The organism is Mitsuaria sp. MSU3D (assembly GCF_056867975.1).
Window position 1 is genome coordinate 1,889,870 of the sequence record NZ_CP200314.1, and the last position, 22,496, is coordinate 1,912,365.

General features: G+C 69.9%; 21 protein-coding genes. 15 read left to right on the plus strand and 6 right to left on the minus strand.

Features of this window, described 5'->3' with window-relative positions; genetic code table 11:
• Positions 1-2 precede the first annotated feature (2 nt).
• From ligK to paoC, 12 genes are all read left to right on the plus strand, one after another.
• Positions 3-686 carry a 4-carboxy-4-hydroxy-2-oxoadipate aldolase/oxaloacetate decarboxylase gene (gene ligK, locus AC1VNM_RS08215; RefSeq protein WP_483106546.1) on the plus strand — a complete coding sequence of 228 codons (684 nt, stop codon included), beginning with the start codon at positions 3-5 and terminating at the stop codon, positions 684-686.
• A 291-nt stretch (positions 687-977) separates the two neighbouring features.
• Positions 978-1,943 (plus strand): Bug family tripartite tricarboxylate transporter substrate binding protein, encoded by a 966-nt coding sequence (locus tag AC1VNM_RS08220; protein WP_483109258.1) that lies wholly within the window; start codon positions 978-980, stop codon positions 1,941-1,943.
• A gap of 1 nt (position 1,944) precedes the next feature.
• Entirely contained in the window at positions 1,945-2,889 is a 945-nt protein-coding gene (locus AC1VNM_RS08225; protein WP_483106547.1) for an NAD(P)-dependent oxidoreductase, read from the plus strand.
• 10 nt (positions 2,890-2,899) lie between these two features.
• Positions 2,900-3,835, plus strand: a complete 936-nt coding sequence (locus AC1VNM_RS08230; RefSeq protein WP_483106548.1) for an amidohydrolase family protein — start codon at positions 2,900-2,902, stop codon at positions 3,833-3,835.
• A gap of 11 nt (positions 3,836-3,846) precedes the next feature.
• On the plus strand, positions 3,847-4,344 hold the full coding sequence (ligA, locus tag AC1VNM_RS08235) for a protocatechuate 4,5-dioxygenase subunit alpha (RefSeq protein WP_483106549.1): 498 nt from the start codon (positions 3,847-3,849) through the stop codon (positions 4,342-4,344).
• Positions 4,341-5,216 carry a class III extradiol dioxygenase subunit beta gene (locus AC1VNM_RS08240; RefSeq protein WP_483106550.1) on the plus strand — a complete coding sequence of 292 codons (876 nt, stop codon included), beginning with the start codon at positions 4,341-4,343 and terminating at the stop codon, positions 5,214-5,216. Before ligA ends, AC1VNM_RS08240 begins: the two co-directional genes overlap by 4 nt.
• A gap of 11 nt (positions 5,217-5,227) precedes the next feature.
• The gene (locus AC1VNM_RS08245; protein ID WP_483106551.1) at positions 5,228-6,184 is read left to right on the plus strand and encodes a Gfo/Idh/MocA family oxidoreductase; all 957 of its coding nucleotides are present in this window, start codon (positions 5,228-5,230) and stop codon (positions 6,182-6,184) included.
• A gap of 52 nt (positions 6,185-6,236) precedes the next feature.
• Positions 6,237-8,420: a sensor domain-containing diguanylate cyclase gene (locus tag AC1VNM_RS08250; protein ID WP_483106552.1), complete on the plus strand. Its 2,184-nt coding sequence runs from the start codon at positions 6,237-6,239 to the stop codon at positions 8,418-8,420.
• Positions 8,421-8,592: 172 nt separating this feature from the next.
• On the plus strand, positions 8,593-8,775 hold the full coding sequence (locus AC1VNM_RS08255; protein WP_377154894.1) for a DUF3606 domain-containing protein: 183 nt from the start codon (positions 8,593-8,595) through the stop codon (positions 8,773-8,775).
• 96 nt (positions 8,776-8,871) lie between these two features.
• Positions 8,872-9,636 (plus strand): aldehyde dehydrogenase iron-sulfur subunit PaoA, encoded by a 765-nt coding sequence (gene paoA, locus AC1VNM_RS08260; protein WP_377154893.1) that lies wholly within the window; start codon positions 8,872-8,874, stop codon positions 9,634-9,636.
• Positions 9,633-10,598, plus strand: a complete 966-nt coding sequence (locus AC1VNM_RS08265; protein ID WP_483106553.1) for an FAD binding domain-containing protein — start codon at positions 9,633-9,635, stop codon at positions 10,596-10,598. Before paoA ends, AC1VNM_RS08265 begins: the two co-directional genes overlap by 4 nt.
• Entirely contained in the window at positions 10,595-12,808 is a 2,214-nt protein-coding gene (gene paoC, locus AC1VNM_RS08270) for an aldehyde oxidoreductase molybdenum-binding subunit PaoC (RefSeq protein ID WP_483106554.1), read from the plus strand. The genes AC1VNM_RS08265 and paoC overlap by 4 nt, the downstream gene beginning before the upstream one ends.
• Here paoC and AC1VNM_RS08275 read toward each other — a convergent pair.
• From AC1VNM_RS08275 to AC1VNM_RS08290, 4 genes are all read right to left on the minus strand, one after another.
• Positions 12,783-13,592, minus strand: coding sequence for a hypothetical protein (locus AC1VNM_RS08275; RefSeq protein ID WP_483106555.1), 810 nt, complete (start codon positions 13,590-13,592; stop codon positions 12,783-12,785). The two genes, paoC and AC1VNM_RS08275, sit on opposite strands and share 26 nt — an antisense overlap.
• 95 nt (positions 13,593-13,687) lie before the next feature.
• Positions 13,688-14,575: a hypothetical protein gene (locus AC1VNM_RS08280; RefSeq protein WP_483106556.1), complete on the minus strand. Its 888-nt coding sequence runs from the start codon at positions 14,573-14,575 to the stop codon at positions 13,688-13,690.
• A 118-nt stretch (positions 14,576-14,693) separates the two neighbouring features.
• Positions 14,694-15,521 (minus strand): hypothetical protein, encoded by an 828-nt coding sequence (locus tag AC1VNM_RS08285; RefSeq protein WP_483106557.1) that lies wholly within the window; start codon positions 15,519-15,521, stop codon positions 14,694-14,696.
• A 129-nt stretch (positions 15,522-15,650) separates the two neighbouring features.
• The gene (locus AC1VNM_RS08290) at positions 15,651-17,855 is read right to left on the minus strand and encodes an ATP-binding protein (protein ID WP_483106558.1); all 2,205 of its coding nucleotides are present in this window, start codon (positions 17,853-17,855) and stop codon (positions 15,651-15,653) included.
• Between the two features lie 151 nt (positions 17,856-18,006).
• Between AC1VNM_RS08290 and AC1VNM_RS08295 the strand changes: the two genes are divergently transcribed.
• Positions 18,007-18,699 (plus strand): heavy metal response regulator transcription factor, encoded by a 693-nt coding sequence (locus tag AC1VNM_RS08295; RefSeq protein ID WP_377154885.1) that lies wholly within the window; start codon positions 18,007-18,009, stop codon positions 18,697-18,699.
• Here AC1VNM_RS08295 and AC1VNM_RS08300 read toward each other — a convergent pair.
• The gene (locus AC1VNM_RS08300) at positions 18,672-19,667 is read right to left on the minus strand and encodes a PEP-CTERM sorting domain-containing protein (protein WP_483106559.1); all 996 of its coding nucleotides are present in this window, start codon (positions 19,665-19,667) and stop codon (positions 18,672-18,674) included. The genes AC1VNM_RS08295 and AC1VNM_RS08300 overlap by 28 nt on opposite strands.
• 308 nt (positions 19,668-19,975) lie before the next feature.
• On the opposite strand from AC1VNM_RS08300, the gene AC1VNM_RS08305 reads away from it, so the two are divergent.
• Complete coding sequence (locus AC1VNM_RS08305) at positions 19,976-20,767, plus strand: Crp/Fnr family transcriptional regulator (protein ID WP_431103796.1); 792 nt, start codon at positions 19,976-19,978, stop codon at positions 20,765-20,767.
• A gap of 207 nt (positions 20,768-20,974) precedes the next feature.
• Here AC1VNM_RS08305 and pepA read toward each other — a convergent pair whose 3' ends face one another.
• Complete coding sequence (gene pepA, locus AC1VNM_RS08310) at positions 20,975-21,766, minus strand: flocculation-associated PEP-CTERM protein PepA (RefSeq protein WP_377154882.1); 792 nt, start codon at positions 21,764-21,766, stop codon at positions 20,975-20,977.
• Positions 21,767-22,163: 397 nt separating this feature from the next.
• Between pepA and AC1VNM_RS08315 the strand changes: the two genes are divergently transcribed.
• On the plus strand, positions 22,164-22,475 hold the full coding sequence (locus tag AC1VNM_RS08315; protein ID WP_377154881.1) for a hypothetical protein: 312 nt from the start codon (positions 22,164-22,166) through the stop codon (positions 22,473-22,475).
• Positions 22,476-22,496: the final 21 nt, after the last annotated feature.

Genomic DNA, 22,496 nt, shown 5'->3' on the forward strand with positions numbered 1-22,496 from the left:
CCATGTACGAACTCGGCGTCGTCTATCGCAACATCACCCGCGCCGACCGCATCGCCGCGGACGCGCTCGGGCACTTCGGCGCGGCGACGGTCCACGAGGCGCTGGGCCGCGTCGGCCTGCTCAAGCCCTACATGCGGCCGATCCAGTCCGGCGTCGCCGTCTCCGGCACCGCCGTCACGGTGCTGCTGCAGCCCGGCGACAACTGGATGCTGCACGTCGCCGCCGAGCAGATCCGCGAGGGCGACATCGTCGTCGCCGGCGTCACCGCCGAGTGCACGGACGGCTACTTCGGCGACCTGCTCGCGACCTCGTTCAAGGCCCGCGGCGCCCGCGCGCTGATCATCGACGGCGGCGTGCGCGACGTCCGCACGCTCAACGAGATGAGCTTCCCGGTCTGGAGCAAGTGCATCTCCGCCAAGGGCACGATCAAGGCGACGCTGGGTTCGGTGAACATCCCCGTGGTCTGCGCCGGTGCGCTGATCCATCCGGGCGACGTCATCGTCGCGGACGACGACGGCATCGTCTGCGTGCCGGCCGCGCTGGCGCCGAAGACGTTGGACGCCGCCGCCGCCCGGGAGGCCAACGAGGGCGCCAAGCGCGAGCAGTTCGCCGCCGGCGTGCTCGGCCTGGACATGTACAAGATGCGCGAGCCGCTGGCCAAGGCCGGGTTGCGATACATCGACTGAGCACCGATTTCCGCAATACCCGAAGTACCCGAAGTACCCGAGCAGCAGTTCCCATCCACCCGAGCGCCCCGCCTTGCAGAGGGCGCCGATGACAAGAGATCGACGGAGACAACGACGATGACTGCCCCCACCCTCTCGCTGGATTCCAGCACCGGAGTTCCGTACTGCCACCGCCGCTGGCCCTCACCCCTGCCCTCTCCCGCAGGCAGGAGAGGGGGCAAGACCCGCCGCACTGCCCTCGCCTCCGCCCTCGTCCGCACCGGGCAAGGACTGACCCTCGCGGCCCTGCTCATGAGTGCCGTGCTGCCGCGCCTGGCCGCCGCCCAGGCCAGCGCGCCGGGAGCGCCGACCACGGACTGGCCGACCAAGCCCGTACGCATCATCACGCCCTTCCCGGCCGGCGCCGGTCCGGAGACGGTGGCCCGCGTCGTCGCCGAGAAGCTCTCGAAGAAGTGGGGCAAGCCGGTGATCGTCGAGAACAAGCCCGGCGCCAACGGCTTCATCGCGATCGACGCCTTCAAGCGCGGCGCGACCGACGGCCATGACCTGCTCCAGCTGGACAACGTCCACCTCGTGGTCTACCCGCACCTCTTCAAGAAGCTGCCCTACGACCCGGTCAAGGACTTCGATCCGATCGCGCCGCTGTTCAAGACCTACTTCTTCGTCGGCGTCCCGGCCAACAGCAAGTACAAGACCGTCGGCGACATCGTGGCCGACGCCAAGGCCCATCCCAACGCGCTGAACTACGGCTCGTGGTCCGTCGGCAACCCGGTGCACCTGGGCGCGGCGCAGCTGGAGGCGATGACGAAGACGCAGATGACGCACGTGGTCTACAAGGAGACGACAATGCTCTACACCGCCGTGGCCAACGGAGAGCTCAACTTCGCGCTCGGCTCGATGGCGACGGCCGGTCCGCTGCAGCGCGCCGGCAAGATCCGCTTCATCGCGGTCACCGGGCCGAAGCGCCATCCGGCCTTCCCCGACCTGCCCACCGTCAGCGAATCCGGCGGCCCCGCCGGCTACGAGGTGACCGGCTGGACCACGATCGCCGCGCCGCGCGGGCTGCCCAAGGCCGTGCAGGAAAAGATCCAGCGCGACATCGAGGCCGCCCTGGCCGAGCCCGACATCCGCGAGCGCTACGCCACCTTCGGCTACGACGTCTTCCCGACCACGAAGGAGCAGTACCAGGCCTTCATCGCGAGCGAGTCCGCCAAGTACGCCGACCTGATCAAGCGGCTCAACATCTCGCTGGACTGACATGAGCACGGCAGTACCGCAGTCGCAGTCGCTCCGGATCGGCCTCGTCGGCTATGGCGAGGTCGGCCGGATCCTGGCCGAGGACCTGCGCGCGACCGGCGCCACGGTCAGCGCCTACGACCTGAAGCTGGAGTCGCCATCGACCGACGCCGACACGATGCGCGAGCACGCGGTCGAATTCGGCGTCGAGCTGACGAGCTCGGCCACGATGGTCGCGACGCCGGCGGACCTCGTCGTCATCGCCGTCACCGCGAGCCAGACGCTGGACGCCGCGCGGTCGACCGCCGCCGGGCTCAAGCCCGGCACCTTCGTGCTCGACATCAACTCCGCGTCGCCCAAGGCCAAGCGAGAGGCGGCGGACGCGGTGCATGCCCACGGCGGTCGCTATGTCGAAGGCGCCGTCATGACAAGCGTCCCGCCCTACCGCATCCGCGTGCCGCTGCTGCTCGGCGGCCCGCATGCGCAGGCGGCCGAGCCGCTGCTGAAGCAATTGGGCTTCGCGCCCACGGTCGGCAGCGCCGGGTTCGGCATCGTCAGCGCGACCAAGATGTGCCGCAGCGTCATGATCAAGGGCCTGGAGGCCATGGTCATCGAGAGCCTCACCGCCGCCCGCCACTACGGCGTGGAGGACGCGGTGCTCGCCTCGCTGAAGGAGACCTTCCCCGGCATCGACTGGGAGAAGCAGGCCGCCTACTTCTTCCAGCGCGTGATCCAGCACGGGCGCCGCCGCAGCGAGGAAGTGCGCGAGGTCGCCGAGACGGTCCGCGATGCCGGTCTCACGCCCTGGAGCGCGGAAGGCACGGCCGAGCGCCAGGCCTGGATGGCCGACCTGGCCGAGGACGGCGTCTTCGGCCAGCGTGGCGACGCCGACTTCGGCCGCAGCCCGGACTGGCGGACCGAGGCCGACCGGCTGCTCGCGCAGCTCGCCAAACCCAAGCTTTCCTGAAGGACCCGCGATGACGCTCCCCACCTCCGGTGGCTTCGACAAGACCCCCGGCTGGCTCGACTGGTACGCCGACCCGTCGACGCCGCGATTCCAGCTGCCCGAGGGCGCCGTCGACGCGCACTGCCATGTCTTCGGCCCGGGCGGCGAGTTCCCCTACGCGCCCGAGCGCAAGTACACGCCCTGCGACGCGAGCAAGGCGCAGCTCTTCGCGTTGCGCGACCGGCTCGGCTTCAGCCGCAACGTGATCGTGCAGGCGACCTGCCACGGCGACGACAACCGCGCCATGGTCGATGCCTGCCGCGCGTCCGGCGGCCGCGCGCGCGGCGTCGCGACGGTGCGTCGCGGCATCACCGACGAGCAGCTGCAAGAGCTCCACGACGCCGGCGTGCGCGGCGTGCGCTTCAACTTCGTCAAGCGGCTGGTCGACTTCACGCCGCGCGACGAGCTGATGGAGATCGCGCAGCGCGTGAAGGCGTTGGGCTGGCATGTCGTCATCTACTTCGAGGCCCCGGACCTGCCCGAGTTGTGGGACTTCTTCAGCGCGCTGCCGACCACCGTCGTCGTCGACCACATGGGCCGGCCCGACGTGACGAAGCCGGTGGACGGGCCCGAGTTCGCGCTGTTCCTGCGCTTCCTGCGCGAGCATCCCTTCGTCTGGAGCAAGGTCACCTGCCCGGAGCGCCTGTCCATCGCCGGCCCGCCGGCCCTGAACGGCGAGCCCGAGCCCTACCGCGACGTGATCCCGTTCGCGCGGCGCGTGGTGGAGGAGTTCCCGGACCGCGTGCTCTGGGGCACGGACTGGCCCCACCCCAACCTCAAGGACCACATGCCCGACGACGGCCTGCTGGTCGACGTGATCCCGCGCATCGCTCCGACCGCCGAGCTGCGCCAGCGCCTGCTGGTCGACAACCCGATGCGGCTCTACTGGCCCGAGGCCATCCGCTGATGGAGACCGTCATGCCGATCGACAAGCCCTACCAGGACATCCCGGGCACCACCATCTTCGACGCCGACCAGGCCCGCAAGGGCTACTGGCTCAACCAGTTCTGCATGTCGCTGATGAAGGCCGAGAACCGCGAGCGATTCAAGGCCGACGAGCGCGCCTACCTGGCCGACTGGCCGATGACGCCGGCGCAGAAGGACGCGGTGCTGGCGCGCGACCTGAACCAGTGCATCCGGCTGGGCGGCAACATCTACTTCCTGGCCAAGATCGGCGCGACCGACGGTCGCAGCTACCAGCAGATGGCCGCCGGCATGACCGGCATGAGCGAAAGCGACTACCGCGACATGATGCTGGCCGGCGGTCGCCGGCCCGACGGCACGCCGAGACAGGCCGCCGTCGCTTCGGAGCTCGCCGCCGACGCGGGCACCGCGACGAAGGGCGACACGCGGCAGGACACTCGACACGACATGCGCCAGGACAAGAAGCAGGACACGAAGGGAAGCACCCGATGAGCACGCATGCGCGGATCACCGCGTCCGTCTACACCTCGCACGTGCCGGCGATCGGCGTCGCGATGGACCAGGGCCGCACGCGGGACCCGTACTGGCAGCCGCTGTTCGCCGGCTACGAGCCCTCGCGCCGCTGGATGGACGCGAACCGGCCCGACGCGATCGTGCTGGTCTACAACGACCACGCGAACGCCTTCAGCCTGGACATCATCCCGACCTTCGCGCTCGGCACCGCGGACCGCTACGAACCCGCCGACGAAGGCTGGGGACCGCGCGCCGTGCCGACGGTTCACGGCCACGGCGAGCTCGCGGCGCACCTCGCGCAGAGCGTGATCCAGCAGGACTTCGACCTGACGCTGATCAACCGCATGACGGTCGACCACGGCCTGACAGTGCCGCTGTCGCTGATGTTCGGCGAGCAGCCGGCCGGCGCGCCCGGCTGGCCGGTGCCGGTGATCCCGCTGGCGGTGAACGTCGTGCAGTACCCGGTGCCGTCGGGCCGTCGCTGCCTGCAGCTCGGCCAGGCGATCCGCCGCGCCGTGGAGAGCTTCGACGCGCCGCTGAACGTGCAGGTCTGGGGCACCGGCGGCATGAGCCATCAGCTGCAGGGGCCGCGCGCCGGCCTGATCAACCGCGAGTGGGACAACGCCTGGATGGACCGCCTGATCGCCGACCCACGCGGCCTGTCGGAGATGCCCCACCTGGACTACGTCCGCGAGGCCGGGTCCGAAGGCATCGAACTCGTGATGTGGCTGATCGCCCGCGGCGCGATGGCCGACCTCGATGGCGGCGGCACGCCGCGCGTCGCGCACCGCTTCTATCACGTGCCCGCGTCCAACACCGCCGTGGGTCACCTGATCCTCGAGAACCCTTGAATGGAGTCCCCATGTCCGCACCGATCCGCATTGCCCTGGCCGGCGCCGGCGCCTTCGGCCAGAAGCACCTCGACGCGCTGAAGGCGATCGACGGCGTCGAGGTCGTGTCGCTGATCAGCCGCGATCTCGACAAGACCCGCGAGACCGCCGCGAAGTACGGCATCGCCCACGCGACGACCGAGCTCGACGAGGCGCTCGCGCGCGACGACGTCGACGCGGTGATCCTCTGCACGCCCACGCAGCTGCATGCGCGGCAGGCGCTGGCCTGCCTGGACGCGGGCAAGCACGTGCAGGTCGAGATCCCGCTGTGCGACGTGCTGGCCGACGGCGAGGCCGTCGTGCGCCGCCAGCGCGAGACCGGCCTGGTCGCCATGTGCGGCCACACGCGCCGTTTCAATCCGAGCCACCAGTGGATCCGCCGCCGCATCGAGGCTCGCGAATTCAACATCCAGCAGATGGATGTCCAGACCTATTTCTTCCGCCGCACCAACACGAACGCGCTGGGCCAGGCGCGCAGCTGGACCGACCATCTGCTGTGGCATCACGCCGCGCACACGGTGGACCTCTTCGCCTGGCAATGCGGCAGCCCCGTCGTACGGGCGAACGCGCTGCAGGGGCCCCTCCATCCCACGCTCGGCATCGCGATGGACATGAGCCTCCAGCTGCAGGCCGCCAACGGGGCGATCTGCACGCTGTCGCTGTCCTTCAACAACGAGGGGCCGCTGGGCACCTTCTTCCGCTACATCGGCGACACCGGCACCTACCTCGCCCGCTACGACGACCTCGTCACCGGGCGCGACGAGACCGTCGACGTCAGCCACGTGGCCGTGTCGATGAACGGCATCGAACTGCAGGACCGCGAATTCGTCGCCGCGATCCGCGAGGGCCGCGAGCCGAATGCCAGCGTGGCGCAGGTGCTGCCCTGCTACCAGGTGCTGGACGGGCTGGAGCGCCAGCTTCGCGGATGAGTCGCGGGGCGTCCGTCGCGGTTAGGATGACCGCCTCGCCCGCGTGCCTCCGATGGACCGACCGCCTCTCTACGCCCCCCGCTCCCTGACGCGACTGGCCCTGTGGCTCGCGGCGGGCAACCTCGTCATCGCCGCGGCGGTCGTGACGGCCACCTGGCTGGCCTTGCAGGCCGGACGCGACTCCGACCTCACCCGCGCCCGGGAAACCACCGAGAACCTGGCCGCCAGCCTCAGCATCGAGATCGGCGCCGAGCTCAAGCAGGTCGACAACGCGCTGTCCACGCTCGCGTTGCAGTTCCGGCGGACCACCGGCGATCCGGAGCAGGTCCGGCGCTCGGTGGAGCGCGCGCTGGCCGACCAGCGCAGCCTGCTGCCGCAGGTCGACGCGATCCGGATCACCGACGCCCGCGGCCAGGTCGTCTACGGACTGGCCGGCGAGGAAGGCGCGCTCACCGTCGGGGACCGCGACTACTTCCAGCGCGCCAGGGACGCCAAGGACGGCGGCGACGCGATCGTCATCTCCGAACCGCTGTTCGGCCGCGTCCTGCACAAGTGGGGCATCGCCGTCTCGCGCCGGCTGGAGCGAGAGGACGGCAGCTTCGCCGGCGTGGTCTACACGACGCTGTCGACGGAACATTTCATCGAGAGCTTCAAGGGCCTGACGATCGGCGCGGAAGGCGCGATCTCGCTGCGCACGCGCAGCCAGCGCCTGATCGCGCGCTACTCGGCCACGGAGCCGCACTCGATCCGCGGCGTCGGCGACGTGATCGTGTCCGAGGACCTCATGCGCAAGATCGCCGCCAACCCGCAGCAGGGCTGGTACATGACGCGGACCCGGCTCGACAACATCGAGCGCATCACCTGCTACCGCCAGGTGCGCGGTTATCCGCTGACGATCTTCACCGGCTCGAGCACGGCGGAATTCCTGGCCGCCTGGCGCGGCGAGGTCCTGCAGCAGAGCGCGCTGGCCGGCGTGGTCATCCTGACGGTGCTGGGATGTTCGGTGCTGATCTTCCTCCAGCAGCGCCGCGACCGCCGCGCCGCGATCGGGCTGCAGCAGCTGGCGCTGGAACAGGCGCTGATGCTGGACAACGACATGGTCGGCATGATGCGCCTGCGCGACCGCACGGTGGTCTGGAAGAACCGCGCGCTGGCCTCGCTGTTCGGGTACGCGCCCGGGGAGCTGAACGGTCAGACCACGCGGCCGCTCTACCTCGACGACGAGAGCTTCCGCGAGGTCGGCGACGCCGCCTACCCCGCGATCGCCGCGGGCCGGCGCTACCGCCAGCAGCTGCGGATGCGGCGCAAGGACGGCACGCCGGTGTGGATCGACCTCAGCGGCGCGTCGGTGTCCGAGCGCGAGTCGCTCTGGATGATGATCGACATCTCCGCGTTCAAGGAAAGCGAAGCCACCGCGCAGCACCTGGCCGTGCATGACGCGCTGACCGGGCTGCCCAACCGCGTGCGTTTCACCGAGCGGCTGGCGGGCGCGATGACGCTGCTGGGGGAGCGCGTGGGCCTGGTGGCGGTGTGCTGGGTGGACCTGGACGGCTTCAAGGACCTCAACGACCAGTTCGGCCACGAGGCCGGCGACGTGGTGCTGCGGGTGGTGGCGCAGCGGCTGCTGGCGGGCGTGCGCACGCACGACCTGGTCGCGCGCATGGGCGGCGACGAGTTCGCCATCCTGCTCACCGCGCTGCGCGCCGAGCACGAGGCCGGGCCGGCGCTGCGGCGCATGCTGGAGTCGGTGGCCGAACCGATCCGGCTGCCCGACGGCGACCATGCGTCGGTCACCGCCAGCATCGGCATCGCGTTTGCCCCTCACCATGGCCGCCAGGCGGAGTCGCTGATGCGGCTCGCCGAAACGGCGATGACGACGGCCAAGCGCGCGGGCAAACGCCGCTTCGTGTCGGCCAGCAGCCTGCCGGGAATTGCCATGAACGCACCGAATTCGCCGTCCACCTCCGTCGGCCCCGACGCCCCCACGCCGGTGGACGCGATCGACACGCCGTCGGGACCCGCACCGGAACCGGGGACCGAAGGGGCCCGGGGCAAGGAGGCCAGCGACAAGGCGGGCCCGGGCGCGACGCCAGGCACACCGCGTCCGCACGACCCCGGTCCGCCGACCGTGCCGGATCATTCATTCGACGAATCGGTCGCCGGGGAGGAAGATCCCGGAGCCACGCTCGACGGGGAAGACAGCAGCCGGGTGCCGCCGTCGCGCAAGCCGGGCTGAGTCGTCTCGTGCGGCGACCGGGCGGACCGACGCGCAGGCCGGTGCCCCTCGCCGCTCAATCGCCTCCTCACGCTCGGCATTCGCGCTGAGGGGCACCGGCCTGCGCGTCGGTCGATGCAGCCTGCACACTCATCAGATTCCGGGCCTCGGGGCCCGGTTCAGGGAGATCGTCATGTCCGAGGAAACTTCCAGTCCCCACAACAGCGAACGCCATCGCGTCAACGTGCAGGACGACTACGAGCTGCGCTACTGGGGCGAACGCTTCGGCGTGTCGCCCGAGCTGCTGCGCCATGCGGTCGATGCCGTGGGCACCAGCGCCAAGTCCGTCGAGGAGTGGCTGCAGGCGCATCGATGATCGCCACCGTGCGAATCCCGATGCGGGGGTGTCCGCTGGGAACAGGGATTGCCGACTCGCCAGCTTGCCGATCCCGGCCAGCCAGGAGTCCCCAGCATGGATCTCGACACGGATCGATCGGACGCGGACACCGCGTCTTCCCTGCCCCCACCCGGCAGTCCCCCGTGCGACGCTGAGCGCTGCGCGATCTCGCGCCGCGGCCTGCTGATCGCCGGCGCGGGCGCGTCCGCCGCGGTGGCCGCCGGCGCGCCGTTGGAGGCCGCCGCGCAAGCGCCCTCGCCCACCTCATCCGCCGGACCCAAGCCCCAGGAGAACCTCGTGGCCACCTCCCGCGTGACGCTCAACGTCAACGGCCAGCCGCAGACGCTGGTCGTCGACAACCGCACCTCGCTGCTGGACCTGCTGCGCGAGCACCTGCAGCTCACCGGCACCAAGAAGGGCTGCGACCACGGCCAGTGCGGCGCCTGCACCATCCACCTCGACGGCCGGCGCGTCAACGCCTGCCTGACGCTGGCCGTGATGCACGAGGGCGCCCAGGTCGTGACGATCGAGGGACTCGGCACGCCCGAGAAGATGCACCCGATGCAGACGGCCTTCGTGAAGCACGACGGTTACCAGTGCGGCTACTGCACGCCGGGGCAGATCTGCTCGGCGGTCGCCGTCCTCGACGAGATCAAGGCGGGCGCTCCCAGTCACGTCACGCCCGACCTCAACGTCCGTCCGCTGCTGTCCATCGACGAGCTGCGCGAGCGCATGAGCGGCAACCTCTGTCGCTGCGGGGCCTACTCCAACATCATCGACGCGATGGCCGAGGTGGCCGGCGTCCCTGTGCCGGGCACCGGCGAGCGGAGGTCCGCATGAAGCCGTTCACCTTCGAGCGCGCGGCCTCGCCGGTCGCCGCCGTGGCCGCCGCCGCGAAGCAGCCCGGCGCGCGTTTCATCGCCGGCGGAACCAACCTGCTCGACCTGATGAAGCTGCAGGTCGAGACCCCCACGCACCTGATCGATGTGAACGGTCTGGGCCTGGACCGCATCGAGGCGAGCGCCGACGGCGGTCTGCGCATCGGCGCGCTGGTGCGCAACAGCGACCTCGCCGCGGACGCCCGCGTGCGGCGCGACTACGGCGTGCTGTCGCGGGCGCTGCTCGCCGGCGCGTCGGGCCAGTTGCGCAATCGCGCGACGACCGCGGGCAACCTGTTGCAGCGCACGCGCTGCCCCTACTTCTACGACACCGATCAGCCCTGCAACAAGCGCAAGCCGGGCAGCGGCTGCTCGGCCATCGGCGGCATGAGCCGGCCGCTGGCCGTGATCGGCGTCAGCGAGGCCTGCATCGCCTCGCATCCCAGCGACATGGCCGTCGCGATGCGGGTGCTGGATGCGACCGTCGAGACCCTGCGGCCCGACGGCCAGGCGCGCCGCATCCCGATCGCGGACTTCCATCGGCTGCCCGGCAACACGCCGCACATCGAGACCACGCTCGAGGCCGGCGAGCTGATCACCGCGGTGACGCTGCCCAAGCCGGTCGGCGGCACGCACCTGTATCACAAGGTCCGCGACCGGGCGTCGTACGCCTTCGCGCTGGTCTCGGTGGGCGCGATCGTCCAGCGCGACGGCAGCGGACGTTTCGCCGTCGGCGGCATCGCGCCCAAGCCCTGGCGGGCCGAAGCCGCGGAACGCGCCCTGCGCCAAGGCGCGACCGCCGCCGCGGGCGCGCTGCTGGCCGGCGCGACGCCCACCGCCGAGAACGCCTTCAAGTTGCCGCTGGTGGAGCGCACGCTGGCCGCGGTGCTCGCGCAAGCGAAGGTCACCGGGAGGACCGCATGAAATTCGACACCCCCGCCACCACGAACCCGATCGACCAGCTGCGCATCGTCGGCAAGCCGACCGACCGCATCGACGGGCCGCGCAAGACGACCGGGACCGCGCCCTACGCGTATGAGCGTCACGACGTCGCGAAGAACGTCGCCTATGGCGTCGTCGTCGGCGCCGGCATCGCCAAGGGCCGCATCTCGACGATGGATGTCCAGGCGGCGGAGGCCGCGCCGGGCGTGCTGGCCATCGTCACCGCGTACAACGCCGGCAAGCTCGGCAAAGGCAGCATGAACACCGCCAGGCTGCTCGGCGGGCCGGAGATCGAGCACTACCACCAGGCGATCGCCGTGGTGGTCGCCGAAAGCTTCGAGCAGGCGCGCGCGGGCGCGGCGCTGATCCGCGTCGAGTACGCGCGCGAGACCGGCGCCTTCAGTCTCGCCAAGGCCAAGGACCAGGCCAAGCCGCCGAAGGAGGCCAACGACACGCCGCCCTCGACGAAGGTCGGCGACTTCGACACCGCCTTCGCGCAGGCGGCGGTGAAGATCGATCAGACCTACACGACGCCGGACCAGTCGCACGCGATGATGGAGCCGCATGCGACGCTGGCCGTCTGGGAGGGCGACAAGCTCACGGTCTGGACGGCCAACCAGATGATCGACTGGGGCCGGGGCGATCTGGCCAAGACGCTGGGGCTGCCGCGCGACAAGGTGCGATTGATCTCGCCTTTCATCGGCGGCGGTTTCGGCGGCAAGTTGTTCCTGCGCGCGGACGTGCTGATGGCCGCGCTGGGCGCGAAGGCCAGCGGCCGGCCGGTGAAGGTGGCGCTGCAGCGGCCCTTGATGATGAACAACACGACGCATCGGCCCGCGACCATCCAGCGCCTGCGGATCGCCGCGGGGCGGGACGGGAAGATCACGGCGATCGGGCACGAGAGCTGGTCCGGCGACCTGCCCGGCGGCGGGCCGGAGACCGCCGTCGCGCAGACGCGGCTGCTCTATGCGGGCGCGAACCGGATGACCGCGATGAAGCTCGCCGAGCTGAACCTGCCCGAAGGCAACGCGATGCGCGCCCCGGGCGAGGCGCCGGGGCTGATGGCGCTGGAGATCGCGATGGACGAGCTCGCCGAGAAGCTCGGCATGGACCCGATCCAGTTCCGCGTCATCAACGACACGCAGGTCGATCCGGAGAAGCCGGAACGGCCGTTCTCGCAGCGCCGCCTGACCGAGTGCCTGCGCACGGGCGCGGAGCGCTTCGGCTGGAGCCGACGCGCCGCGCCGGGACAGCGGCGTGAAGGTCCCGGTGGGCGCTGGCTGATCGGCCTCGGCGTGGCGGCGGCGTTCCGCAACAACATCGTGATGAAGTCGGCTGCGCGGGTGCGGCTGGACCGCCGCGGCATCGTCACCGTCGAGACCGACATGACCGACATCGGCACCGGCACCTACACCGTGCTGGCGCAGACGGCGGCGGAGATGATGGGGGTCGGGCTCGACCAGGTGGTGGTGCGGCTGGGCGATTCGGCGCTGCCGGTGTCGGCGGGCTCGGGCGGGCAATGGGGCGCCAACAGTTCGGCGTCGGGCGTGTACGCGGCCTGCGTCGCGTTGCGCGAGCTGGTCGCGAAAAAGGCCGGCGTCGATGCGAAGGACGCCGTCTTCGCCGACGGCCAGGTGCGTGGCGGCGGACGCAGCGTGTCGCTGGGCGAAGTCGCCGGCAACGAGGGCCTCGCCGCCGAGGACAAGATCGAGTTCGGCGACCTCGACAAGAAGTACCAGCAGTCGACCTTCGGCGGCCACTTCGTCGAGGTCGCGGTCGATGCCTTCACCGGCGAGGTCCGCGTGCGGCGCATGCTGGCCGTTTGCGCGGCGGGACGCATCCTCAACCCCAAGTCGGCCCGCAGCCAGGTCATCGGCGCGATGACCATGGGCGTCGGCGCGGCCTTGATGGAGGCGCTGCATGTCGACGAGCGGCGCGGTTTCTTCGTCAACCACGACCTCGCGGGTTACGAGGTGCCGGCGCACGCCGACATCCCGCACCAGGAGGTCGTGTTCCTCGACGAGACCGATCCGCTGTCGTCGCCGATGAAGGCCAAGGGCGTCGGGGAGCTGGGCATCTGCGGCGTCGCCGCCGCGGTGGCGAATGCGATCTACAACGCGACCGGCGTGCGCGTGCGGGACTATCCGGTCACGCTCGACAAGCTGCTCAAGGACTTGCCGAAGGTGGCTTGACGTAGGAGATCCCTGTGGCTTGGCGCAGTTGCTCAAGCCCCAGGGCCTCGAACATTTCCCGCGTCAGATTGGGCATTCGTTTCGCGTTGAGCGTGAGCCAGGAAGTGTCTTGGCGGTGCTCGATATCACGGTGAATCGGTCGGCCCATCGTATCCACGCCTTCATAGCCATTGAGCAATCCGATCAGGACCGTACGCTTCTCCTTGGGCAGGGCCCCACACAAGTGCAATACGCGCCTGCCGCCAGCGCTGTGGTGATCAACATCGCTGTCGATCATGCTCGCCCGAAACAGCATCGGCAGCGCCCGTTCCAACAGCATGGGGCTTTCGAGGAATTCTGAATACAGCGCCTCGGCAGAGGCCGTGCGTGCCGCCAGGGAACCGTTGCACTCGCTTCCGGGATCGTCGGCATTGAGCCCTTGAAGAAGCCGACAGCCCCAGTCGTCGATGCGACGGCGGACCAGTTCGAAAGTCGGCATGGCACCGCCGGGAGACGCCATCGCCGCTGGCACCAAAGTCGAGCTGTAGACGTCGTTGTGCGTCGGCGGATCTCGAAGATCGAGCGCGACGGCAGGGAGCAGGAAGGCCTTGCAGAGCGCCTTGCCGGCGATGCCGTCCGCAGGCAGCGCCGAACGCTCGTCCACCAGATCGATGGCGTCGCGTGTCTTGGGGCAAAGCGGGGCCGAAGCCGCCGGAGACGGCCGATCACGATCCAGTTCCTCGTCGGAATCGTCGTAGTAAACGACCTCGACGTCGAATTGGATCTCGCCTGATTGCCAGTACATGGATGTCGTCCTTCTTGCGTTGCAGAAGGGGGCATCAGTGCCGCAGTTCACCGGTCGGTTCGCCGATGCCATCCAGCGGACACGCCCCCAGGGGTCTACATGAACGGCGTGCGCGGAAATCCGCCTCCTGCACCGAACAGATTCCCCAGGTTCTGGCAGAGGCGGTCTCCCAGGCGCATCTGCATGCCCCATCCGAGCGGTCCGACGATGTCCCGCGCCGCCTGCTGCAACCGCGCCGGCCACCCCGGTCCGGCGGGTGATTCCACCGGTGCCTGTTCGGCAATCCAGGCCGGCATGGGGCGCGGCGGCATCCGCCCTTGAATGAAGTGCTGCGCCAGCTCTGCGTAATCGGGGACCTGCGCGCGCAGCTGTGCTTCCAACTGCTCCAGCCGGTGCTGCCTCGGGGACTTCATTGGCCGATACTCCGGCAACGGCTGGCCTGGCTCCGGGCAGATCCCCAGGCCCTCCAGCATGACGCGCGTCGCGTGCGTCAGCCTGTAGGGCTGCGCCTCCATGCGATAGACCTCCGAGGCGCCGAGCAGCCGGCTCAGACGCTGCTTCACCTCCGGGGCCAGCGACGCAGCGGCCTTGCAGGCCGCGACGGTGGGTCGGTCCTTCACGTCATCGCGGCTCTCGTGACTGACCCCGTACCCGTCCAGGACCAGCGCGGCGATCCAGTCCGCGCGGCAGCCGGGCTCCAGCCCCGCCAGATCGGCCGCGGCCTGACCGCCGCGCTGCCTGTCCATCAACGCGGCCTTCAACAGCCCGCCGAGCGCGCAGGATTTCAGCAGGCGTGTCGACTCGGGCTTGGCCCCGTCGTCGTTGAACAGCGCCTTCAGGTCGTCCGAATGGGCTTGCCATGTCGAACGCCTGGGAGACGCATCGGCGCCCTCGATGTCGGCGCGCTGGGTCGACGTACTGGAGGAGGAAGGGACGATGTCTGCGGCACCTGGCGCCGCGCCGCTGGGCGTGATTCCGAACATTCGGTTGACTCCGTGGAAGATGGCGCTTCAGTCGTCCCCGAGATCCACCGGTTCATGCAGGCGAACACGCTCGACAAGCGACTGAAGGACTTGCCCAAGGTGGCGTGAACGTCGTTGCCTATCGCGACGCAAGCACTTTCAGTTCAAGCGCGTCGTACATCTGATGGGTCAGGCCTTGCATGCGACCGGCATTGAGGCGTCGCCACGAGACGACGGCATCCGCCAGTGCGCGCGGCAGGAAACCGTCGTTCCGACGTCCTTCATAGTGGTCCAGGGCGGCAGCGATCGACGGAAGATCATCGTCCTTCAACGCCTTGCACAGCGTGAGCAGTCGCTGTCCGCCCGGCGATTCATGGTCGATGCCAAACGCCAGCATGCTGCCGAAGAACGCCATCGGCAGGGCCTCCTTGAGCAACACCGGCGAATCGGACAGCCTTTGCTGAAGCGTCCGCGCGCGCTGTTCCCGGTCCTGCGTCGACCCGGGGAGCTCGGACTGGGACGAATCGGCATCGAGTTCTTCGAGGAGCCGCAATCCCCACGCGGCGGCATGGCCCTGCCGCCGCCTCACGAACTCCCGATGGTCGTCGTCGGATGCCTTCCGCAGCATGTCGGTCGTGTTGCCGTCGGGACCCAGCACCGCCGCTGCCGTGCTGAAACCGGACAGCAGCCGGTCCAGGTCGACGTCCTCGGGCGGCAGCTTCGCGATCGACGCCAAGGTGTCCAATGCCTCCGCGACCTCGCGCGAAGTGGTCATGCCTTCGGCGACCTCGTGGTCAGCGAAAAAGTGGCGAGGGATGATGAGACCCGCCTCTTCGCGGGTGGGCCGGTACTCCTCCAGGTAGCGCCGGTAGGCGTCCTCGTCGGTCACCACCAGTCGTCCGGTGTCGAACTCCCGGTGCCAGCCTTCCCCCACCCAGATGTCATCGCCTACCGCTACTTCCCACATGAAACGCTCCGGAATCAAGTTGCAAGGGCGCTTCAGTCGCGCCTGACTGATCGCAGTTCCGGGGTTCGAGCGTCGATTCAATCAGCCCTGCAGGCGCACGGTTCGCACGGTTCGCGCACAGGCAGCGCGTCAGACGGCTTCGCGCGTCGGATTCATGGCCTCGGCAAGCACGGCCGCCAGCACGTCCACGTCATAGGGCTTGGGCACCAGCGGGACGTTCGGCGCCTCCTCGATGCGCACCGGGTGGCCGCTGGCCAGCACCACCGGCAGCGTCGGCTTGAGGACCTTCAAGGTCCGCACCAGGTCCACGCCGCTGCGCGCGCCCGGCATCACGATGTCGGTCAGCACCACGTCCGCGGCGAGCCCCCCGCGCAACTGGTCCAGCGCGTGATCGGCGGTCGGCGCCGTCTTCACGGTGAAGCCGCGTTCCTCCAGCGCCTGCGCGGTCAGCTCGCGCACCGACGGCTCGTCCTCCACCAGCAGCACCGTCCCGGCGAAGCGCCGCTCCGTGCCGGGCGAGGCCGCGCGCACGACCTGACCCTCCTCCGCCTCCGTCCTGCCGTGCGAACGCGGCAGCCACAGCGTGACCTCCGTGCCCAGGCCGATCTTGCTGACGATGCCGGCCGTGCCGCCCGCCGAGTGCGCCAGCGCATAGACCTGCGCCAGCCCCAGGCCCGTGCCCTGCCCCACCGCCTTGGTGGTGAAGAAGGGTTCGAACGCGCGCTCCATCTGCTCCTGCGTCATGCCGTCGCCGGTGTCGCGCACCGCGATCGCGACGTAGTCCCCGGGCCGCAACTCGGGCGCGAGTCCCACCGGATCGCCCTCCGCCAGCACGCGCTTGCGCGCCGAGACGGTGAGGCGTCCCCGCCCGTGCATCGCGTCGCGCGCGTTCAGCGCGAGGTTCAGCACCGCCAGCTCCAGCTGGACCGGGTCCGTGCGCACGGGCCACAGGTCCTCGTCGATGTGCAGCTCGACCTCGACGGCGCTGCCCACCGCGCCGCCGGCCAGCGCCATCAGCTCGGGCAACTGGCGGCGCAGGTCGATGACCGTCTCATGCCCCACCTGCGGACGTCCGAAGGCCAGCAGCTGCCGCGTCAGTTGCGCCGCCCGGCCGGTCGCGCGCTGGCAGGCGTCCAGCGCCGTGTCGGCGCGCGGGTCCGTGCTGAGCCGGCGCGCCAGCTGCAGCCCCGTCGTCATGGTCTGCAGCAGGTTGTTGAAGTCGTGCGCGATGCCGCCGGTCAGCCGGCCCAATGCCTCCAGCTTCTGGCTGCGCAGCGCCGCCTGCTGCGCACGGCGCGTCTGCTCGACCGCGGCGTCAATCTCCTCGCGCAGGCGCTGCTCGTTGCCTGCGCGTTCGCGGCTGGCCGTGGCCAGCGCGTGCTGGACGACGTCGATCTCGTCGATGCCGCCGGCGACCTCGGCGATCGTCGCACCGCCGCCCATGCGGATGGCGTCCTTGCGCAGGCGCCGCAGCGGATCGGCGATCTCGCGGCTCACGCGCCGCGCCAGCACCAGCGCCAGCACGATGAAGGCCAGCGACAGCGACAGCATCATCGCGAACGCGGTCCAGGCACCCTTGGCGAGTTCCGCCTGGCTCAGGCCGATCAGCACCACCCAGCCCGAGTCGGGCGCGCGGCTGAAGACGGTGAAGACCGGCTCGCCGTCGAGCGTGCGCGCGTCGACGACGCCCTGGTCCCCGCGGCTCAACGCGGCGAGCATGTTCGGACTGGCCCGCTGGCCGACGCGTTTCTCCGGATCGCGGGTACGCGCGATGACGACGCCGTTGCGGTCCAGCACGACCCCCAGCCAGCCTTCGGGCAGCGGCTGCTGGCGGAAGATCTGCTGCATCTCGCTGACGGGGCTGCCGTAGCCCAGGTACATCGGCTGGCCCAGCACCGTCACCGGCACGCGCACGGCGAAGCTGGGCTTGCGGTCCACCGGGCCGACGTAGAGATTGGAGACGAGCAGCCGGCGCGTGGTGTCGATGCCGTCCTTGAAGCCGTTCGCCGCAGGCAAGGGCTGACCCCAGGCGATGCGGGTGTTGATCAGCTGACGGCCCTCGGCCGTCGTCAGCACGATGGTGTTGGGCGAACCGGCGACCAGCCGGGCGGCTTCGCCATGGAATTGTTCGAGCCGGCCCTCCGCCAGGCTGGGCGAGACGCTCAGCGCCTGCAGCAGCGCGGTGCGCACGGCCATCTCGCGGTCGGCGACCAGGCTCAGCGCCTCGGCGGTCTCGGTGGCGGCGGCCACGGCCGCGCGACGTTCGGTATGGAAGACCGCCATGCCGGCGATCACCGACAGCAGCAGCGTGGGCAGCACGATCAGCCACACCATGGCGCGCAGCCTGCGGCTGACGGACCCGGCGCGCGATGCGGAGAGAGACGGGGTCCGGAGGGGCATGGTGGTCGGATTCTAGAGGGCGCGGTCCGCCGCCGTCCGCCGGCCCGGTGCGCCGCTTGCCCGCACGCCGCAGGGAGCACGCACGATGAAACTGCTGGTGATCGAAGACGAAGAGAAGCTGGGCGACTACCTGCGCGGCGGCCTGACGCAGGAGGGATTCGTCGTCGACCTGGTGCGCGACGGCGTCGACGGCCTGCATCAGGCCAGCGAGGGACAGTACGACCTGGTGCTGCTGGACGGCGTGCTGCCGGGCATCGACGGACTGGCCGTGCTGGCGGCGCTGCGCCAGCAGGACCACACGCGTGCGTTGCCGGTGCTGATGATGACGGCGCGCGCCGAGGTCGAGGACCGCGTCCGCGGCCTGCAGGCCGGCGCCGACGACTACCTGTGCAAGCCCTTCGCGTTCTCCGAGCTGGTGGCCCGGATCCAGGCGCTGCTGCGCCGCGCGGCCGGCGCCGCGCCGGCCGAGGCCACCGTGCTCAAGCTCGCCGACCTGGAGGTCGACCTGCTGCGCCGCAAGGTCCACCGCGCGGGACAGCGGCTGGACCTTACGCCCAAGGAATTCAGCCTGCTGACGCTGCTGCTGCGGCGCCAGGGTCAGGTCATGTCCCGGACCGAGCTCGCCGAGCAGGTCTGGGACATGAACTTCGACAGCGAGACCAATGTCGTCGAAGTCGCCGTGCGACGGCTGCGCGGCAAGCTCGACAAGCCCTTCGACGTCGAGCTGCTGCACACCGTGCGCGGCATGGGTTACGTGCTGGAGAGACGCGACGGGTGAGCGGCGACCGCGCTCCTGCGGCGCCAGAGCGCCAGCAGGCCGACGCCCGCCATCAGCATCGCCCAGGTGGACGGTTCCGGCACCGGCGCGGCGAGCTGCTCGAAGGCCAGCTGCTGCATCACCCGCACCTGCGCCTCGGAGATGCCCAGCTGCGCCGCCGAGGTCTCGCCCGCGCCCAGGCTGCGCGGATCCAGGCCGGTGATCTTGCCGAAGATCGTCAGCGCCTCCAGGTAGCTGCCGTACATGCTGGCGTGGTAGTTGTCGCCGGCCCACAGCTTGACCTTGCCGGCGTCGATACCGTCGTAAGGGTTGGTGTCCGCGAAGCCCTGGGACATCGCGCGGTTCCAGGCCAGACCGACCGGGATCACGCCGTCGATCTTGTCGGACGCCTGGTCCGCCTGCAGGTAGCCGGTGTAGACGTCCTCGGCCATCTTGTAGATCGACTGGCCGTACCAGGCGCCGCTGGGCGGATAGGTCTGGTCCGCGCGCGACCAGGTCGCCATCAGGTTGATCTTCACGTCCGCGTTCTGCGCGTGCAGCGCGTCGGCCAGCAGGCCCGAGTACTGGATCAGCTTGGCCGGATTGCCGGGCTGGGACGCGTCCAGCGTGCTGTAGCTCTGCAGCACGACCCGGTCCCACGGCTTGTTGATCAGGTCCATCTTGGTGTTGTAGTGCAGGTCCAGGCCGCTGCCGCCGACCGTCTCCAGGCTGACGTCGTAGCTGAGCCCGGCCTGCGCGGTGAAGGCCTTGAACAGCGCCGGGATGCCGCCGATGCCGGTGCCGTTGAGGTCGGTCACGGAGCCGGGGTTGAACTGCATCACCGACGAGCCCTGCGCGTAGGTGAAGCTGTTGCCGACGAACAGGATGCTCTCGGCCTGCGCCGCGCCGATCGACAGCGCGAGGACCATGCCCGCCAGCGGGCGGAGCCTGCGCAGAGTCCCTGGGAACCGGGTGGTGGATCGATTCATTTGTCTTCCTCGGTTGGAGTCGTGGATGCGCGCGGGTCCGATGCCCGTGCGCTTCCCCGTTATAGGGACCGGGACACCGTCCGACAGGCCCGCGACGGCGGCCCCCCTAGAACGCTGTGCGGCCAGCATCGACAACCCGGTGCGCTGGCGCACCCAGGCGGGGACAGTGCCGAGACATCGGGACATTCCCGCAACCCTTGCGGGAACGCGTACGCAATGGCACCAAAGACACGCTCCGATACCTCGACAGGCACGGTGATTGCCATAGTGGTCCGCTGGAACGGATGTGCAGTTCCCGGAGCCTATCGATGTCCCTGTCCCTTGCCGCAAACCCTGCCGCCACGCAAGCTCGCGCGAACCTGCTGCTCGTGCAGCTGCCCGCCGAGGACCAGGCGCGCTGGTCCGCGCAGCTCGAGACTGTCGAGCTGCTGAAGGGCCGCGTGCTCTTCGAGGCCGGCACGCCCGCCACCCACGTGTATTTCCCGATCACCGCGATCGTCTCGCTGATCCACACGACCCATTCGGGCGACGCGACGCAGGTCGCGATGATCGGCTCCGAAGGCGCCGCGGGTCTGGCCGCGGCGATGGGCGGCGAGTCCCCCGCCTGCCGCGCGGTGGTCCAGCGGGCCGGCCTGGCCTTCCGCATGCGGGTGCCGCTGGTCCGGGAGGAGCTGCTGCGCGCCGGCGCGTCCATGCCGCTGATGCTGCGTTATGTGCAATCGCTGATCGCGCAGATCGCGCACACAGCGGTCTGCAACCGGCACCACTCGCTGGAACGGCAACTGTGCCGCTGGCTGCTGCTGTGCCTGGATCGTCAGCATGGGCATTGCGAGCTGTCGGTGACGCAGGAGTCGATCTCCAGCCTGCTGGGCGTGCGCCGGGAAGGCGTCACCGAGAGCGCCCAGCGCCTCCAGGCCGCCGGCCTGATCCGTTATTCCCGCGGACATATCGCGGTACTGGACCGGCCGGGGCTGGAAGCCCGGGCCTGCGAGTGCTACGCCCTGCTCAAGCAGGACTTCCAGCGTCTGCTGCCTCAGGACCTGGACGACGAGAACGCGGCCACCTCTGCCACCTTCGCATCCGTCGCCGTGCAGGCCTGAGGGCGCTGCATCGCTGATTCGAGCATCGCAGCGGGCGTCCCGTCGTGAACGGGCGCCCGTGGAGCGCCTGCTGGGCGCTCCGTGAGGCACGGCGAGAAGCCGGCTTGCGCCGACATCCCTGTCCGACCTGACGTTCCGGCTCGTCCGGGCACCCGCATGCCCTCGCGTTCCGGAACCGCGACCGGTCCCGAAGGACCGGCCGTCCGATCACTTCTCCGAACGGCGGCGACGCGCGATGAAGCCGACCGCGCCGAGGCCGGCCAGCAGCATCGCGTAGGTCGACGGTTCCGGCACGGCCGCGAAGTTGATCGATCCGCCGCCCTGACGGATGCGGAAGCCGCCCGCGAAGGGCTCGACCTGCGACGTCGTGTTGGAGAACGAGGTCAGCGCGATCGTGTAGGCCGGGGACGAGCTCTGGAAGCCCGGTACCAGCCAGTCGATCGTCAGCTTGGCGTTGGCCGACGGATTGAAGGTACCGTCGCCCAGCGGCGTGGTGGCCACCGTGCCCAGCACCAGGGAACCGGTGGCCAGGGCCACTTCGCCGGTCGCGGTTTCGGTCGGCGTGTTGCCGGCGAAGCCGAACGACGAGGTGCCGTTGTAGCCGTACAGCGTGTACGTCAGCGAATTCAGCGCGCCCAGGGTCGGGGTGGTGCCCGGGTTGCCTGGCGTCGTCAGCGTGCCGGTACCGCTGAACTGGATGTAGAAGCCATAGTCCGAATTCAGACCGTTGGACGGCAGCGTCAGGCCGCCCAGCTGGGCCGCGCTGATCGACAGGTAGCCCGCTTCGGTGAACGAGTTGCCGGCCCCGAAGGTGATGGTCGAATAGTTCGACACCAGCAGGTTGTCGGCCGTGAAGGCCGATCCGTTCAATCCGGCGGTACCCGGGTCCCAGGTGAATTGCGGTAGCGCGGATGCGCTGGCGCTGACGGCGGCCAAGGCGAGAGCCAGCAGGGTACGCTGGAACGCGATGGGCTTCCGGGCGAGCAAAGGCAGGGTCATGGTGGTTGCTCCGAAAGGGAAATCCGCGAATTGCGGACACCGCAGTTCACCACCCGCCACAGAGGGAGTCTGTTCGTCCACCCACATAAAAACTGGCCCTCTTCCGCATGTACCCGGAAGGTGCTACGAACAGCCCCGGTCGTGCCTGAAAACACCCCGCATCCAGGGGGTGCTGCGGTGCAGCAAAAACACGACATCCTCGATGGCATCTGGGGAAAAAGGGCTTCGATGCGCGCGCATCCGCGTGGTCGGAGAGGCCCGCGGAGCGCCTCGACGCGGCACGAAGCGCGCGGACGCGAATTACTGCGCTCGCGCGGCGCTTTTCGGGGGGCTTGCGGCACGGGGCCGACGGGACAATCCGGCATCGCCTCCCGACGACTTCCACGAGCCCCGCACCATGTCCCACCCCGACCGCCCGTCCAGCCGCACCGCCGCCTCCGCTGCCCTCTCCTCGACCGCCGTCTCGGGCGTGGCGGGGCTGATGCTCGGGCAGATCGTCCTGGCGCTGGCGCTGCATCACGGCCGCTCCGTCGAGGGCCTGGGCTACGCGCTCGTGTTCCTGCTGGCCGGCGGCGCGTCCGTGGCCTGCTTCCTCGCGCATCGCCATCAGCAACGTCGCCCCAGGAGCGAACCCGCGCCGCTGCGTCTGTGGGTCGGCGCGCTCGCGCTGGGCGTGTTCGCGTCCATGGTCGTCGCAGGCTCGTTCTGAGCCCGTGCAGCGACGCCTCCC